Annotated in this window: 16 protein-coding genes and 1 pseudogene; 10 read left to right on the top strand and 7 right to left on the bottom strand. The window is 63.5% G+C overall.

The window, feature by feature from the left end:
- Positions 1–11: 11 nt before the first annotated feature.
- A pseudogene (gene trkA / locus K6I40_RS08600) lies at positions 12–1,342 on the bottom strand (Trk system potassium transporter TrkA).
- Between the two features lie 363 nt (positions 1,343–1,705).
- Here trkA and K6I40_RS08595 point away from each other — a divergent pair.
- Positions 1,706–3,058, top strand: coding sequence for a ribonuclease J (locus K6I40_RS08595; protein ID WP_222918636.1), 1,353 nt, complete (start codon positions 1,706–1,708; stop codon positions 3,056–3,058).
- A gap of 1 nt (position 3,059) precedes the next feature.
- Positions 3,060–4,112: a polyprenyl synthetase family protein gene (locus K6I40_RS08590; RefSeq protein WP_222918635.1), complete on the top strand. Its 1,053-nt coding sequence runs from the start codon at positions 3,060–3,062 to the stop codon at positions 4,110–4,112.
- A gap of 174 nt (positions 4,113–4,286) precedes the next feature.
- Here the strand turns inward: K6I40_RS08590 and K6I40_RS08585 are convergent, their stop codons facing one another.
- A complete protein-coding gene (locus tag K6I40_RS08585) occupies positions 4,287–5,591 on the bottom strand; it encodes an FAD-dependent monooxygenase (protein WP_255681899.1) in 1,305 nt (434 codons plus the stop codon).
- Between the two features lie 164 nt (positions 5,592–5,755).
- On the opposite strand from K6I40_RS08585, the gene K6I40_RS08580 reads away from it, so the two are divergent.
- A complete protein-coding gene (locus K6I40_RS08580; RefSeq protein ID WP_222918633.1) occupies positions 5,756–7,498 on the top strand; it encodes a glutamate--tRNA ligase in 1,743 nt (580 codons plus the stop codon).
- Between the two features lie 82 nt (positions 7,499–7,580).
- Here K6I40_RS08580 and K6I40_RS08575 read toward each other — a convergent pair whose 3' ends face one another.
- The 3 genes from K6I40_RS08575 to K6I40_RS08565 all read right to left on the bottom strand — a co-directional run bounded on the left by K6I40_RS08575 (position 7,581) and on the right by K6I40_RS08565 (position 8,846).
- Positions 7,581–7,910, bottom strand: a complete 330-nt coding sequence (locus K6I40_RS08575) for a hypothetical protein (RefSeq protein ID WP_222918632.1) — start codon at positions 7,908–7,910, stop codon at positions 7,581–7,583.
- Positions 7,911–8,152: 242 nt separating this feature from the next.
- Entirely contained in the window at positions 8,153–8,317 is a 165-nt protein-coding gene (locus tag K6I40_RS08570; protein WP_222918631.1) for a hypothetical protein, read from the bottom strand.
- A gap of 43 nt (positions 8,318–8,360) precedes the next feature.
- On the bottom strand, positions 8,361–8,846 hold the full coding sequence (locus K6I40_RS08565) for a DUF456 domain-containing protein (protein WP_222918630.1): 486 nt from the start codon (positions 8,844–8,846) through the stop codon (positions 8,361–8,363).
- A 78-nt stretch (positions 8,847–8,924) separates the two neighbouring features.
- Here K6I40_RS08565 and K6I40_RS08560 point away from each other — a divergent pair, with 78 nt between their 5' ends.
- Positions 8,925–9,665, top strand: a complete 741-nt coding sequence (locus K6I40_RS08560; RefSeq protein WP_222918629.1) for an SDR family NAD(P)-dependent oxidoreductase — start codon at positions 8,925–8,927, stop codon at positions 9,663–9,665.
- Positions 9,666–9,707: 42 nt separating this feature from the next.
- Here K6I40_RS08560 and tmcA read toward each other — a convergent pair whose 3' ends face one another.
- Together tmcA and K6I40_RS08550 are read right to left on the bottom strand one after the other, a co-directional pair.
- Entirely contained in the window at positions 9,708–12,014 is a 2,307-nt protein-coding gene (gene tmcA / locus K6I40_RS08555) for a tRNA(Met) cytidine acetyltransferase TmcA (RefSeq protein WP_222918628.1), read from the bottom strand.
- A gap of 70 nt (positions 12,015–12,084) precedes the next feature.
- Entirely contained in the window at positions 12,085–13,125 is a 1,041-nt protein-coding gene (locus K6I40_RS08550) for a hypothetical protein (RefSeq protein WP_222918627.1), read from the bottom strand.
- A gap of 282 nt (positions 13,126–13,407) precedes the next feature.
- Between K6I40_RS08550 and rpl7ae the strand changes: the two genes are divergently transcribed.
- The 6 genes from rpl7ae (at position 13,408) to sod (ending at position 16,561) form a co-directional block, all read left to right on the top strand.
- On the top strand, positions 13,408–13,770 hold the full coding sequence (rpl7ae, locus tag K6I40_RS08545; RefSeq protein ID WP_222918626.1) for a 50S ribosomal protein L7Ae: 363 nt from the start codon (positions 13,408–13,410) through the stop codon (positions 13,768–13,770).
- 11 nt (positions 13,771–13,781) lie between these two features.
- Positions 13,782–14,006, top strand: coding sequence for a 30S ribosomal protein S28e (locus K6I40_RS08540; protein ID WP_006064297.1), 225 nt, complete (start codon positions 13,782–13,784; stop codon positions 14,004–14,006).
- Positions 14,006–14,365 (top strand): 50S ribosomal protein L24e, encoded by a 360-nt coding sequence (locus tag K6I40_RS08535; RefSeq protein ID WP_222918625.1) that lies wholly within the window; start codon positions 14,006–14,008, stop codon positions 14,363–14,365. Before K6I40_RS08540 ends, K6I40_RS08535 begins: the two co-directional genes overlap by 1 nt.
- A complete protein-coding gene (ndk, locus tag K6I40_RS08530; RefSeq protein ID WP_222918624.1) occupies positions 14,362–14,826 on the top strand; it encodes a nucleoside-diphosphate kinase in 465 nt (154 codons plus the stop codon). Before K6I40_RS08535 ends, ndk begins: the two co-directional genes overlap by 4 nt.
- A gap of 507 nt (positions 14,827–15,333) precedes the next feature.
- The gene (locus tag K6I40_RS08525) at positions 15,334–15,741 is read left to right on the top strand and encodes a hypothetical protein (RefSeq protein ID WP_222918623.1); all 408 of its coding nucleotides are present in this window, start codon (positions 15,334–15,336) and stop codon (positions 15,739–15,741) included.
- A gap of 217 nt (positions 15,742–15,958) precedes the next feature.
- Positions 15,959–16,561: a superoxide dismutase gene (gene sod / locus K6I40_RS08520; RefSeq protein WP_222918622.1), complete on the top strand. Its 603-nt coding sequence runs from the start codon at positions 15,959–15,961 to the stop codon at positions 16,559–16,561.
- Positions 16,562–16,742: the final 181 nt, after the last annotated feature.

Here is a 16,742-nt window from a genome sequence, read left to right as displayed (position 1 = left end):
TTTCGGGGCGGCTAGATCAGTTCGATAACGTCGTCGAGAGCGGCCGCGTCGACGAAGACGATCACGTGATCGTCGGGTTCGACGACCGTCGACCCGCGGGGCGTGATGTGTTCGCCACCGCGGGAGATCGCACCGATGACGACCCCTCCGGGAGGTCGTTCGTCGCGTCGGCGATCTCTCGACCGACGAGGACGCTGTCGGGACCGACCTCGATCTCGAGGACCTCTGCGCGGTCGTGCTCGAGCATGGCTACCTTCTCGGTATGGTCGGTCCGGGTAAAGCGGATGATTTCTTCGGCGGTCTCCTCGCGGGGGTTGATCGCGACGTCGACGCCGACGGTCTCGAAGAGGTCGGCATACTCTGGTGTTTCGATGATAGCGACAGTTCGGTCGACGCCGAGGCGGTCGGCGAGCAGGGAGACGAGCAGATTCTTCTCGTCGCTGTCGAGGGCGGCGATCACGACATCGGCCTCATCGACGTGTTCGCGGGCGAGAAAGTCGGTATCGGTCGCGTCGCTCTCCATGACCATCGTGTTCGGCAGCGCTTCGGCGACCTCGCGGGCCCGGTCGTGGTCCCGTTCGATCAATCGCGGACGGAACCCGTGATCCTCGAACTCGCGAGCGGTCTGGAATCCGATCTCGCTGGCACCGACGATGACGACCTCTTCGGCCTCCTCGGGCATCATCGCGACCTCGTCGGCGAAGTCGTTGATCGAATCGGGGCTACCGATGACGACGACCCGATCTCCGGCTCGAATGACCGTGTCACCTCTCGTGACGACCATCTCGTCGTCCCGAAAGATCGCGGCGAACGTGAGCGAATCGTAACAGTCGGCCTCCCTGACGGTTCGATCTGCGATCGGGCTGTCCGCCGGAATATCGAACTCGGCCATCCGAATGAGGCCGCCAGCGAACGTATCGACGTCGTGTGCGCTCGGCAGGCCGGAGATCTGGAAGATCGTCTGTGCGGTTAGCAGGTCAGTACAGACCATAAAGTCGACGCCGAAGGCACCCTGCGATCCCTGCCACGTCTCGAGCAACGTCCGGCGTCGCACCCGTGCGACGGTGAACACGTCCGTCGCTGCCTTCGCAGCGCCACAGACGACCGCGTTCGTCTCGTCGTTGTCCGTACAGGCGATGACGAGTCCCGCCTGCTCGAGCCCCGCATCGCGAAGCGTCTCGAGATCGGTTCCGTCGCCACGGATCGTGAGTACGTCCAGTGAGTAGGTGAGTTCCTCGACCATATCGTCATCGCGATCGATGACGACCACGTCGTGGGTATCCTCGAGGTTCGCAGCGATCGAACGGCCGACCTCGCCGGCACCGACGATAATTACGTACACGACGATCCCTCCGAAAGCATAGTCACTGACACCCGTTTCGAGGCGACCGGCAAATGAATTGCGGTGTCAGAACGGTCACCTCGTCTACCCGAACGGGTCGGAAACCGCCGAGACGGCCGGTGTCGCGGCTGACGATCCAACCCACTGCGTTTTTAACACCCGGGCGTGTACTGGCCACTAGCGAAACCCGCGGGCAAGTGCGTTCGGGGCTTGCGATGTCGCGAGCTATCGAAGACGGATCCGCCGTCGCACCGAGCGCATAGCGGGATGGCCGACGCGCTGCAAGACGCCGGGGCCGTACGACTAGGCGTCCGCGGACCGTTTCGATGAGAGTCCAGACAGCGGCTTTCAATACAAGGAACCATGGAAATCGAAATCGCAACCATTGGCGGCTACGAAGAAGTCGGACGGCAGATGACTGCCGTCCGCGCCGGTGACGATGTCGTCATCTTCGACATGGGTCTGAACCTCTCGCAGGTCCTGATCCACGACAACGTCGAAACCGAGCGAATGCACAGTCTCGACCTGATCGACATGGGTGCAATCCCGGACGATCGTGTCATGAGCGACCTCGAGGGCGACGTGAAGGCCATCGTGCCGACCCATGGCCACCTCGACCACATCGGTGCCATCTCGAAGCTGGCTCACCGATACGATGCGCCGATCGTCGCGACGCCGTTTACGATCGAGCTGGTCAAACAGCAGATCGAGGGCGAACAGAAGTTCGGCGTCGAAAACGACCTCGTCAAGATGGAAGCCGGCGAGACGATGTCGCTCGGCGACTCCGGAAAGGTCGACCTCGAGTTCGTCAACGTCACGCACTCGATCATCGACGCGATCAACCCGGTCCTCCACACACCCGAAGGCGCAGTCGTCTACGGGCTGGACAAACGGATGGATCACACGCCCGTCATCGGCGACCCGATCGACATGGAGCGCTTCCGCGAGATCGGCCGCGAAGGTGAGGGCGTCCTCTGTTATATCGAGGACTGTACGAACGCGAACAAGAAGGGACGAACGCCCTCCGAGAAGGTCGCTCGTGAACACCTCCGGGACGTCCTTTACAGCATCGAGGACTACGACGGCGGCATCGTCGCCACGACGTTCTCGAGTCACATCGCCCGCGTGAAGTCGCTGGTCGAGTTTGCCGACGATATCGGCCGCCAGCCCGTACTGTTGGGTCGATCAATGGAGAAATACTCCGGGACTGCGGAGCGACTGGACTTCGTTGACTTCCCCTCCGACCTGGGGATGTTTGGCCACCGCAAGTCCGTCGACCGCACGTTCAAGCGAATCATGAACGAGGGCAAGGAGAACTATCTGCCGATCGTCACCGGCCACCAGGGCGAGCCCCGTGCGATGCTCACTCGAATGGCCCGCGGCGAGACCCCCTACGAACTGGAAGACGGCGACAAGGTCGTCTTCTCCGCCCGCGTCATTCCGGAGCCGACCAACGAGGGCCAGCGCTACCAGGCTGAGAAACTGCTCGGCATGCAGGGCGCACGGGTCTACGACGACATTCACGTCTCGGGTCACCTCAATCAGGAGGGCCACTACAAGATGCTCGATGCACTGCAACCACAGAACATCATCCCTGCTCACCAGGACATGAGTGGCTACTCGAGCTACGTCAACCTCTGTGAGAGTGAGGGGTACAAGATGGGCCGAGATCTTCACGTTACGCGTAACGGGAACCTCATCCAGCTAGTCGACTGATATGACGAGCCCCGAGGCACGCGAAGAGGCGGTGCTCGAGGCGGTCCGGCAGCGCCGCGAGCAGGTCAACGACGCGATCCCAGAGGAGTTGCCAGTCAAGCGGCCAGAACGACTCTACGAGGCTTCCCGGTATCTGCTTGATGCGGGCGGCAAGCGGCTACGGCCGGCCGTCCTGCTGACGACGGCGGAGGCGCTGACTGATGTCGAGCCGCTGTCGGCAGAGTACCGCTCGTTCGACGCACTCGACGGGAGCGGGCCGGTAGACGTGATGGCCGCCGCAGTCAGCGTCGAGGTCATCCAGTCGTTCACGCTGATCCACGACGACATCATGGACGACGACGACCTTCGACGGGGCGTCCCCGCCGTCCACAAGGAGTACGATCTCGAGACGGCGATCCTGGCCGGCGACACGCTCTACTCGAAGGCATTCGAGATCATGCTCGATACGGGAGCCAAACCGGACCGCATCGTCGACGCACTGGACGTCCTCGCGACGACCTGTACGAAGATCTGCGAGGGGCAGTCGCTCGACGTTACCTTCGAGGAACGTATTGACGTCTCGCCCGACGAATATCTGGAGATGGTCGAACAGAAGACGGCGGTGCTGTACGCCGCCTCGGCGTGTCTCCCCGCGATCTTGCTGGGAGCCGACGACGAGACGATCGACGCGCTCTACGGCTACGGGCTCGATGTCGGCCGCGCGTTCCAGATCCAGGACGACGTTCTTGACCTGACTGTGCCCAGCGAACAACTCGGCAAACAGCGAGGGAGCGACCTCGTCGAGAACAAGCAGACGCTGATCACCGTCCACGCCCGCGACCAGGGCGTCGACGTCGAGACCCTGGTCGACACCGACGACGTCGACGCGGTCACTGAGGCCGAGATCGACGACGCGGTCGCCGAACTCGAGAACGCGGGCTCGATCTCCTATGCCAACGAGACGGCCCGCGATCTGGTCGAGCAGGGGAAGAACCGCCTCGAGGTCGTGCCGGATAACGAGGCCCGCGAGTTGCTCTGTGAACTCGCGGATTATCTGATCCAGCGCGGCTACTGAGCACGCTCGCGGGCCGGTCAGTGGTGAGCCGATCCCCATTGGGCGGATGGCCGACTCGAAAGCGTCGGCCCCTCGACTCGTTTTTCCGGACACAGGTCACGGACGTCCCGCCGGTCGACATACCGTGAACGTATCACTACTGCAAGCATGTCATGAGCGAAGTGGAAGGCGGAGTCAGGGCTGGATGACTCGTCGGACGATCTCGGGCCGCACCAACGAGGTCATCGGCTGCTCGAGTCTGAAGACGCGATAGTACGTGTCCGTCAGCGTCCCGTCGGTGTGGGCCTTCCGAATCAGTCGGTTCACGTACCGATTGAAGAGATCCGTCCCGAACGGTTTCGGACCGGTCGTTTGCGGAAACGCGAAATCGGCCCCGACGGCTATTTTCCAGACCTGATCGATCAGATCCGTCGCCCGCTCGAAAAACCGCGCTGCGAGATCGTTTCCGCCGGTGGCCACGAGGATATGGTGTAACAAGAGGGCCTCGAGGGCACCCACGGACATTCCCTGGCCGTAAATAGGGTTGAAGCTGGCAATCGCGTCGCCGGTGACGACGAGTCCGTCGGGAAACCGCTCTATGGCCTCGTAGTGACGGCGGACGCTCGACGGGAACGGGTAGTGGTGGATCGCGTCCGAGTGCCACTCGCGTTCGGTCACGAGCCGTTCCACATCCGGGACGGGAAGGCTCGAGGCGAACTCGACGAGCCCTGCCCGATCGGTCGGCGTGTCGTCGCCGTGGATCCCCTGAACGATGAACTCCCACTGGTTGTCTTCTATCGGAATCGCCGCGGCACCGCGCGTTCGCGGCGGGGAGGGCGGAACGAATAGCACGGTCCGGTCGTCCGGTGGACGGTCGATTCGGACTGTACTGTAGGTCACGTCGACAGCCACCTCGTCTACGTCGGGCGGGGTGAATCCGTGTTCGTCCAACCAGGTCGGCGTCCGACTGGTCCGGCCGGTCGCATCGACTACGAGGTCGGCCGTCAGGGTCGCGCTCGCCCCGCTCTCGTCGCGGTAGGTCACACCGGTCACGCCGTCGCCGGCTTCGAACCGATACGCCGTGAACTGACACCCATCGTAGAGAGCGACGTCGTCCAGAGATCGGACATGTGTCCGGGTGACGTGTTCGAACAGTGCCCTGCTGGCACACAGCATCGGTAACCGATTGGGCCCGTCCGCGAGGAAACCCCCCTGATCGTAGTACGCCATCTTCGTCGCGGCGTCGACCATGAGTCCGCCGTTCCTGATGACGTCTTCGCTGAACCCGGGGAAGAAATCCTCTAACGTCGCCCGTCCAGCCTCCAACAGTACGTGTGGGTGTCGGGTCTGTGGAGCGCCGTCCCGCGTCACCGGCCCGTCGGGCAACGAATCCCGCTCGATGACGACGACATCGTCGAACCCATCGGAAAGTACCCTGGCAGCGGCGAGGCCAGCCATACTCGCTCCGAGCACGACCGCCCGTCCGCCGAGACGCGGCATTTCCCTCGGCCTGTATCGTTTCAGATTATCTAATACCATTGGGGACCCATGACTATCGATTGACGACCAGCGCGCATAAAATCGCACCGCGATCATCGACGGGAAACCGGACCCGCGATCCGACACCGCGGGGGTTTTGGTCCGGGCGCGAATATCCTCGAGTAATGAACGACGAGTTGCGCGAACGCGTCGAGCGCGAGGCCGAAAAGCACGCGCTGTTGAACGCCGTCAAACACGAGAGCGACGCTGCGGTCGGTGCCGTGATGGGGCCGCTGATGGGCGATAACCCGGACTTTCGCGAGCACTCCGACGCCGTCCCCGGCGTCATCGGCGGTGTCGTGGGTCGGGTTAACGATCTCACATACGAGGAGAAACGGGCCCGTCTCGAGGAACTCGCACCCGAGGAACTCGCCGAGATCGAGGCCGAGGAGGAGGAAGACGAACACGACCTGCCGGACCTGCCCAACGCCGAGGCGTACGACGAGATCCGGATGCGATGTGCGCCGAACCCGAACGGGCCCTGGCACGTCGGTCACGCCCGGATGCCCGCCGTCATCGGCACCTATCGCGAGCGCTACGACGGCTGGTTCTGCGTGCGATTCGACGACACCGACCCCGAGACCAAGCGCCCTGATCTCGAGGCCTACGACGCGATTCTCGAGGATCTCGACTATCTCGGCTTCGAACCGGATGCGACCTACAAGGCCAGCGACCGTCTCGAGACCTATTACGACCACGCCCGCGAACTCATCGGGATGGGCGGAGCCTACACCTGCTCGTGTTCGGGCGAGGCGTTCTCGGAGCTGAAGAACTCGGCTGAGGCCTGTCCCCACCGCGAGAAGGACGAAGAGACCGTACTCGAGGAGTTCCAAGGGATGATCGCTGGCGACTACAGCAGCGGCGAGATGGTCCTGCGGGTCAAGACCGACATCGAACACAAGAACCCGGCGCTGCGCGACTGGGTTTCCTTCCGGATGATCGACACGCCACACCCGCGAGAAGAGGCCAGCGAGTACCGCTGCTGGCCGATGCTCGACTTCCAGTCGGGGGTCGACGATCACCTGCTTGAGGTCACCCACATTATCCGCGGGATCGACTTGCAGGACTCCGCGAAGCGCCAGCAGTTTGTCTACGACTACTTCGGGTGGGAGTATCCTGAGGTCATCCACTGGGGCCACGTCCAGCTAGACGACTACGACGTGAAAATGAGCACGTCGACCATCTCGGAGCTGATCGACGACGGTGCACTCGACGGCTGGGACGACCCGCGAGCGCCGACGCTCAAGAGTCTGCGCCGGCGCGGCATCCGCGGCGAGGCCATCGTCGAGGCGATGACCGGACTCGGCACCTCGACCACCGACGTCGACCTCGCGATGAGTTCAATCTACGCGAACAACCGCGACCTGATCGACGAGGAGACCGACCGCTGGTTCTTCGTCCGCGACGGCAATCAGATCCCCCTCGCCGGCGACCCGCCTGCCGAAGCGAACCCGCCGCTTCACCCCAATCACGAGGACCGCGGCGTTCGCGAGATCCCCGTCAGTGACTCCGTCATGCTCGAGCTCGGGGACATTCCCGACGAAGATGAGAGCGGGGAGCAGCGCATCTGGCTGAAAGGATTCGGCTGTTTCCGGTTCGATGACGGCGTCCTCCAGTACACCGGCGACGATATCGATGTTGTCCGCGAGGGCAGTGTCGACGTCATCCATTGGGTACCAGCGGACGGGAGAGTCCCCGTCCGCATGCGAACCATGGACGGCGACGTGACGGGGCACGCGGAACCGGGCGTCGCCGACCTCGCTATCGACGAAATGGTCCAGTTCGAGCGAGTCGGGTTCGCACGAATTGATCGACACGAAAGCGACGATGAAGCCGAGGAGACGGTCGCATACTACGCGCATCCCTGACTCGCATCCTCGAAGCGATATCGACCTCAATCCGGATCAGTTCGCGGGCGTTACTGCGAGTTGTGCGACCGGAGCATGACGGTCAGTTCCGTCGTCCGACGAATTTGACCTGAACGTCGCCCGCGACTCGCTCGTATCCTGCCACGTTCGTCACGATGCGGTGTCGACCGTGCTCGAGCTCGAGTTCGAGCTCACCTCGTCGACCGACGCCCATGCGCCGTCCGTCCGAACGGTCGCGCCGTCGACAGGGGCCCGGTATCGTCGACGACGGTACCGGTGATCCGGCCCGTTTCCGGAATCTCGCCGTCGCCCTTGGCGAGCTGGACCCAGCGAAGACCGTCTCACCGTCCTCGACCAAGACTTCCTGATAGCCGTCGCTGTATCCTCGGCGTTCATGACAAGGATCTCCCACCAGCCCTCGCTCACCTCGAACCCGTTCTCCCAGTTTTCGTTGTCGGGGACCGATCCGGTCGGTGCAGTGGTACCGTAGCGCTCGTCACCGAAGACCGTGATCTCACACGGAATCGTCCGGCCGCCGCCGACGGGCGTCGCTGAGACCTCCAGATCACCGCTGCCGGGGCCTCACTCGCGCTCGAGATAGACGTCCCTCGTGACTACCGTACCGTCCGCGACGCTGACCGCAATCGATCGCGATTACTCGAGTAAGTCCTCGCTCCGGTCGGGGAGCGGGTCCGCGACGACGCCGTCCCGTCGACCCAGCACGCGGGCGTGGGCGGCACAGACGAGACGGTTCTCGTCCCAGGGGATGTGTAACTCAACCGCCGCGGGGCGCTCACAGTCGGACTCGGAACACTCCATTCATTCGTGTGAACTGCACCCACGGATTCAGTCTTTCCGGTGATCAGAGCAGGAAGACGGCCACGACGAACCCGAGCAGGATCGACGCCGTCAGCAGGACCTGGACCGCCGTCGACGCGAGGGTCCCGACGGTCGTGTAGACTGCCGAGCGTGCGCTCCCCTCGAGTTCCCCCTTTCGGACGAACTCGAGGACGAAGACGGTGCCGAAGAGACCGGCGAGCAGCCCCAGCGGGCCGGTGACGAGCATGAGGACGATCCCGACGACAGCGGCGACAGCCGTCGTCAACCACGATGCGCCGCCTGCGCGTGCGGCGATCGAGCCGCCGAAGAACTCGACGAGTGCGGTGACGACGGCGATGAAGACGAGGACAGCAAAGGTGAGGGCGCTCAGGTCGGCGAATCCAGAACCCCACCAGTAGACGCCGAGTCCGGCCAGCGAGAGGAGACCGCTCGGCACCATCGGGACGGCTGCGCCGACGATTGCACCCACGAGCAACGTGACGGCGACGACGAGAACGACATCGACCATATCGGTGGCGACGACGGACCGAGGCAAAGGCGTACCGCCTTCAGTAGCGTTAGGTGTGGTGCACCGAACGTGTGGGGTATGACCCACCAGCGCGGCGCGATCATCGTCGGCGCATCGTCGGGTATCGGTGAAGCGCTGGCCCGCCGACTCGCAGCGGACGGCTACGAGATCGGTCTGACAGCACGGCGAACGGAGCGAATGCGAGAGATCGGCGCGGAACTGCCGACCAAATCATACGTCGCGACGATGGACGTCACGGAACCCGAGGACGCTCGAGACGGCTTTTTCGAACTCACCGAGGCGATGTCCGCGGTCGATCTCGTCGTCATCAGCGCTGGGGTCGCGACCGTCAACCGGGACCTCGAGTGGGAGCCCGAACGGCAGACAATCGACGTCAACGTGGGCGGCTTTACCACCATCGCAACGGCGGCGATGGAGTACTTCGAGTGGAAGGCCGATCATGCGAACGAAGACGGTGGTCATCTCGTGGGAATCTCTTCGGTCGCGGCTCACATCGGCAACGGCGACGCGCCGGCGTACAACGCCTCCAAGGCCTACGTCTCGACGTATCTCGAGGGCCTTCGCTATCGGCAGACCGATCGCGATGCCGACGTGGCGATCACGACCATCGAGCCGGGGTTCGTCGACACCAAGCTCTCGCTGGGCGGATTCTGGGAGTGTTCGCCCGAGACGGCGGCCGAGCAGATCGCTCGAGCGATCCGCAAAGAGCGGAGTCACGCCTATGTGACGCGGCGATGGCGGGCCATCGCGTGGGTGCTGGATCTGGCTCCGGAGGGACTTCTTCGACGGCTGTTCTGAGGCGCTTCTCGAGTCTCAATACTCTGAGTCGAGCAAACGAGATCAGTCGTCGGCGAATCGCTCCCGAACCTCGAGCGCCGCGTCCGTTCCGTAGTGGTCGACTAGCGGGCAGAACGCGTCGCCGATCGATCGCATGCACTGGCCCGATGACGGGTACTCGAGTCGGTCCGCGACCGTCTCCCAGTCGTAGCCTTGGAGGGCTCGCAGGACGAGCAATCGTTCCTCGCGGTCCGTCAGGGCGACGGTCTCGGGGTCGTCGACGAGGTATCGGACGACGAGGTCCCTGAACGGTCCGGGATCGACGTCGAACAGTCCCGGGCCGTAGGCCGCACCGGCGACGACCTGCCACTCGTGGTCCGTCAACTCGAGGGGTGGTCCAGCATCGGCGTCGACGGTTCGGAGGAGCGCTCGAGCGACGTCGGGTGCGAGGTCGTCGAGTGCGTCCGAACTGAGTGCGGCGAACCGGCGGGCGAACCAGTCGGCGTGGCGTTCGTGGAGTGCCTGACCGTCGTCGGTCATCGGCGCGAGCATGAGTGCGGAGTACTCGCCGCTGGCGTCGTTGCGGGTCGTCGAGACGTGGACCGTCCGATAGCCGTTCTCGCGCCAGAACTCGAGGAGGCCGGGCGTCGCGCCGAAGCCGGTGCCGAGCCAGTCGACTCGCTCACGGGACCGTCGGTCCCGTTCGTCGTTCGAGACGCGGGGCGTCTCGCCATCGGCGAACTCCTCGCGGATGCGCTCGAGGAGGCGTGAGCCGAGCCCGCGCGAGCGGGCCGCGTGATGGGTCGCGATCCGGACGACGCGACGGCCGACGGGTTCGCTCGCCGCCTCGTCGCGTAACTGGCTCGTCAGCACGTCCGGGAGCATGTTACCGCGGACGCGGCCGCCCTCGTACATCATCGCACGAGTGTCGGCGGGCAGGTCCCCCTCGCGAGCGAGCAGGGCGACGCTGACGACGTGGCCGTCGTGGAGTAACGCGCGCGCCGCGAGATTGGGTGCGTCGAGCAAGCGCGCGAGGTCGTTCGGCTCAGTCCGGTAGTGTGCGATGACGAGCAGGCCGAATGCCTCGCGAAGCAATCGGTCGTCAGCGAGGAGGTCGTCGGGCTCGAGTCGCCGATATGTGACCGTCTCAGGCGTCGCGTCGGCCACGAGCGGTTCGACCGGTGGGCGAGCATCGAGCAACAGTGCCCGGAAGGCCCACACCTCAACGGGGTCGCCCGCTGCGTAGCGGATCGGCTCGACGAGCGTGCAGTCGGTCACCGCGTGATCACTCTCCGAGAGCCGATCCCGGAAGCGGACCGAAAAGCCCCGCCCTGCGCCCTCATAGCCGTGGATCGTCGTCGCGAAGGCGACCCGATCCGCCGCGAGTAACGACTCGAGCGTCGCGACCGGCAGCGCCGCGGCCTCGTCGACGATGACGACGTCCGCTGACTCGAGGCTTTTGATGGCCGCGGTCGGCTCGAGGAATTCGATCGAGCCACCGGCGGCTGTCTCGATCCGATGGGGTCCGACGGTCGCACCGTCGCCCTCGAGCGCCTCGCAGAGTTCCCCCGCCCGATCGAACAGTTCCGCCGCGTTTCGGGCGTCAGGAGCGGTTACCAGGACGTTCTCGCCGTCGAGAGCGAACGCTCCCGCGGCCAGCCCGGCAGCGCTTGATTTGCCGCGGCCGCGATCGGCCTCGAGCACAACGGCCTGTTCGGCCTCACGAAGCGACTCGAAAGCGGCGACGGCGTCGACCTGATCGGCCGTGAGACAGGCCTCGTAGGCGGCGACCGGAAATCGGTGGTCCGGGGGCGGAGTCGGGGTATCCGTTGCCAGCCGCGGGGCTGGATCGGTCAGCCCATCGGCCTCGAGTCGATCGGTCTCGAGGTCGACGATCGCGATGCCGCGGTGTGCCCGCAGCGTCCCGACGAGGCGGCGTTTGAATCGGCTGGTGACGTCGTCCAGTTCGAACGGTGGGATGGCGAGCGATTCGTCGAACGCGCCGCGGCGGTCCGGCCACGCCTCGAGAGCCGGCGTCAGCAAAACGAGCAGGCCGCCACCGTCAACCGCGCCGGTGACTTTGCCGAGCGCGTTCGGCTGGAGACCGTCGTGGACATCGACGGCAATCACATCCCGTGTCGTCCCGAGGAGCTCGCTCGCGTTGACCTGTGAGAACTGTTCGCAGCGGAGTCTGTTGTCGGGACCGACCAGCGTCGTACCAGTGATCGGCACCGAGAGAGCATCGAGAATCGACTCGAGGGCGTCGTATCCGCGCTCGCGGTCGCCGGCGAGAACGAGTAGCCGGCGTTCGTTGACCCGTTGGGCTTCCTCGCGGAGTGACTCGGCGAGGCCGACGGCATCGACATCCATGTGTTCGGCTTGGGTCCTCGAGAGTAATAGGCCACGGAACGCCGACGACCGGACCGAAAGTCGAGGACGGCTATCGGCGAAACGGATCCGACGGACGTAGATACCACATTGCTTGCCCGGGGGTGTGATGGTGCCAGTGATCGTCGTCGAAGAACCCCGGATTTCGCCATCGGAACCGGCCGTTCGCCGTGTACGAGAACGGTTCGGGGAGTTCGGGCACGGTCACGACGGCCCGCTGGCACGCGGTGAACGATCGGTGGGCCGCATCACTCGTGGGGTGAAACGAGTGGTCCGCCGCGTCCTCGGAGCGGTCGCCTCGAGTTCGGATCTCGACCTTATCGGCCGGATGCGCGGCGGTATCGACGCCCTCGAGTCGCTGATCGAAGTGATCGACGAGTCGGACGGTATCGGCGTCGAACCCGTCGCGACCGCCGACGATAGTCGCCGTCGTCTCGAGAACGAGCCACGCGCGCTTGGGCCCGGTCGCCACCTGAACGCGGTCCCACCGATCGAATCCGCCGGGCCGGGTCCGACTTCGGATTCGCGAGGCCCCAACGGGAGTCAGCGAGTCGGCGGCGTTCGCCGGAACAGCGGCCAACGAATCAATTCCGGCACAGTCGCTACCGCCTGTCGAGAACGTTTCACCGAGTGCCCATGGGAGTTCGTCCGGGACGGAAACGTCGGTGTAGACATGCGTCTCGAGGCGTGTCGAGTGGGGAACGGCGGCGACCACGTTCATGTCGGCACTCCAGCTATCACTGCAGAATCCGTACGACCGTCCGTCTGCGTCACACGCCCGTTCGACCGTCAACCGGGCGTCTTCGCCGACGACGGCAACGATCGTCTCCGCTGCGAGCGCCGATCTCACTGTCTCCTCATCCTCGGTCGCAGCGAAGACGGCGAGATCGGCATCGGTCGGGTCGTTAACCCGCCTGACGTCGTCGACTCGTATCGTGACGGCGTCGGCGACGAAGATTGATTTTCCTCGCAGTCGCCGCGCGGGGGACTCGGCCGTCCGTGAACTGTTAGAGGGAGCACCACAACCGGCAGCGACACCGGCGAATCCGGTCACGGCCGCTGCGAGGAGGGCACGGCGGGAGCGTCGGGGCATACGCCCCTTATCTGTCGGAATCGAAATATATCTGTGGATACCCGGCGCGGTCGTCTCCGAAACCGCGTTCGCTCCGATCGATCCGTCTATGGGTATCGATCGCACGGCTTCGTACGTTTGAACACGCTTTTAAGGGGGGCAACGCTATTCGAGTGTACACCCTACGCGGGGTTGATGATGCTCCTAGCTTTACAGGACTCCGCCGGGATCGGCCCGGCACGGGCACCCAGTGCCCGGACGGCAGGGGAGCGCGAGCCCACGTGTAGGAGAGGTGAACAACCAATGTCAGTTTACGTAACCACCGACATCCCAGCCGACCTCGCTGACGACGCTCTCGAAGCGCTCGAGGTCGCACGAGACACAGGCCGAGTAAAGAAAGGAACGAACGAAACCACAAAGGCGATCGAGCGCGGCAACGCCGAGCTCGTCTACGTCGCCGAGGACGTCTCCCCGGAGGAGATCGTCATGCATCTCCCCGAACTCGCCGAGGAAAAGGGAATTCCCGTCGTCTTCATCGAGACGCAGGACGACGTCGGCCACGCAGCCGGCCTCGAGGTCGGCTCGGCCGCCGCGGCGGTCGTCGATGCCGGCGAGGCGGAAGATGACGTCGAGGACATCGCCGATAAGGTCGAGGACCTCGACTGAGGTGATCAGAGATGAGTGCTGAAGAGGAAGAAAGCGGCTCTACGCCCGCCGAGGTCATCGAGATCGTCGGCAAGACCGGCATGCACGGCGAAGCCATGCAGGTCAAATGCCGAATCAAGGAGGGCGAGAACCAGGGACGCATCATCACCCGTAACTGCCTCGGGCCGGTCCGCGAAGGAGACGTACTCCAGCTCCGCGAGACCGCCCGCGAGGCCGACTCCATCGGAGGACAATAATGGTCGAGAAACGAACCTGCGACTACACGGGCGAAGAGATCGAACCCGGCACGGGCATCATGTACGTCCAGACGGACGGCACCGTGCTCCACTTCGTCGACTCCAAGGCGGAGAAAAACTTCAAGCTCGGGCGCGAACCGCGCGACCTCGAGTGGACCGAAGAAGGTCGTCGCGGCAAGGGTCCCACACAGGCCGACACGCCTTCCGACGAGGAAGCCGACCAGACCGAGCAGGTCGAGGCCGGCGAAGACGAGGACCTTGAGACGGAAGCCGAAGCCGTCGACGACGACGAGGAAGACGTGCCCGCCGGGGACGAAACCGTCGACGAGACCGAGGAGTCCGAGGCCGAAGAAGCATGAGCGATCACGAACGCACCTTCGTGATGGTCAAGCCCGACGCCTTCGGGCGCGGACTGGTGGGCGAAGTCGTCTCTCGACTTGAGGACCGCGGGCTCAAGCTCGTCGGTATCAAGGTCGAGAACATGCCCCGTGCACGAGCGGAAGAGCACTACAGCGAACACGAGGACAAGCCGTTCTATGACGGCCTCGTAGACTTTATCACCTCGGGACCGGTCGTCCCGATGGTCTGGGAGGGCCAGGACGTGACCCGACAGGTCCGCCAGATGATCGGTGAAACCGACCCGCTCGAGGCCGACCCCGGGACGATCCGGGGCGACTATGCGCTCGATCTCGGTCGGAACGTCGTTCACGCCGCCGACCACGAGGACGAGGGCGCGAATGAACGCGAAATCGGAATCCACTTCGACGACGACGAGCTGATCGACTACGATCAGCACGACGCTGAGTGGCTCTACGAATAACTCCCTCGACGCACCCACGGTAACGGTTCGGACGTCACCGGGCTGCGTTGTGACGAGGATGATTCGCTCCATCGATTCTTCTCAACGGACTCAATTCGAGAGTGGGAACGCTGCGACCGATCTCTCGCGGCCGATCGTCTGCCACTCCATCGGACTCTGCTCCGTGTTCGAGACGAGGCAGCGGTCGATTTCTCAATCCGAAACATACGCCGACTTGGATTCGGAATGAAACGAACCGTTTCGACAGATGCTGGACTAGTCAGACTGAGCAGCGGTCCAAATCGTGAGTATTCGATGCCGTCTCCCCGTTGCCCGCTTCGTTGAAATTCAGCTACGTACCGCTTTACGGCTTTAGCGGTAGTATCTGTGAAACCTATCCGTTAGGATCGTCGAGATAGTGTAATATTTAACACAGGTATTTTCTAGGGAGACGTAAGGTCTAATGTGACGGCTGTTGAAGGGATCCGTGGTGGTTTCGAATGGTAACACACGGTAGGTGGTTTGTGGATGCGTGAAACGGAGGGAGCGGCCACGTTGACAGCGGACGTGACGCCGTCGCTGGACCTCGTTTTCGATCTGCTTTCGAACAGTCGACGACGATACGTCCTCTACTATCTCAACGATCAGTCGGATGGTGTCGCAACGATTGAAGACCTCACCGAGAGCGTTATCACCCTCGAGGAGGTGACGGTGCGTGGCGACGCGGACGAGGAGTCGACCGCGAGTTTGACGGCCGGCCACGACTCGCCGGACCAGCAAGCCGAGGTCCAGATGGAACTCCAACACATCCACCTGCCGAAACTCGAGGATGCGGGAGTTCTCGAACAAGATCGGCGTAGCGAGACGGTTCGGTACTGGAGCCAACCGTCGCTCGAGGAATGGCTCGAGCACGCACATCACAAGGAATTCGAGTAATTCGAGAAGAGCGGTACTATCGTCGTAGCAGCGGTCACGCGACGGTGGTCGATACCGATTGGGGTTGCTGAAAGATTTAATACTCAGTCCGTGGTTGGTCCACTGAAGTGTCGGTAAATCGCGAGACGGGACGGCCGTGTCTTTATGAGGTGTGATATCGTCTCACTCCTCAAAACTTAACAGGCGAGATACCGATACAGAACGTGAGGTGCATACTATGGCTGATCAGGAACTTCCACCACTGCCGTACGATTACGACGCGCTCGAACCGGCTCTATCCGAGCAGGTACTGACCTGGCATCACGACACCCACCATCAGGGGTATGTCAACGGTCTCAACTCCGCCGAGGAGACCCTCGCGGAAAACCGTGAGGAGGGCGACTTCGGCTCGACGCCTGGAGCCCTCAAAAACGTCACCCACAACGGCTGTGGCCACTATCTCCACACGCTGTTTTGGGAGAACATGTCCCCCAACGGCGGCGGCGAGCCGGAAGGCGACCTCGCCGACCGCATCGAGGAGGACTTCGGTTCCTACGAGGGTTGGAAGGGCGAGTTCGAGGCCGCTGCCGGTGCCGCCGGCGGCTGGGCGCTGCTGGTATACGACCCGGTTGCGAAGCAGCTTCGCAACATCGCGGTCGACAAACACGACCAAGGTGCACTCTGGGGATCCCACCCCGTCCTCGCGCTGGACGTCTGGGAGCACTCCTACTACTACGACTACGGTCCGGACCGCGGAGACTTCATCGACGCCTTCTTCGACGTCGTCAACTGGGAGAAGGCCGAAGAAGAGTACGAGAAGTGTCTCGGCCACTTCGAGTAAGCCCGTCAGCAGCGTAAGCGACGAAATCAGTCGATCTCGACTTTTATCGCCGGTCGTGTCACGGAGACAGTATCAGTGGTCAGTATCGCTCGAACGGGCCACGTCCCATCCGGTCGAGTGGACAGCCGACGCGACCCGAGTTCACATGTAGTGTGAGTAACTATCATGGTTTAACTGCGTG

The organism is Natrinema sp. SYSU A 869, from assembly GCF_019879105.1.
Taxonomy (GTDB): domain Archaea; phylum Halobacteriota; class Halobacteria; order Halobacteriales; family Natrialbaceae; genus Natrinema.
This window is presented reverse-complemented; position numbering and strand designations above follow the sequence as displayed.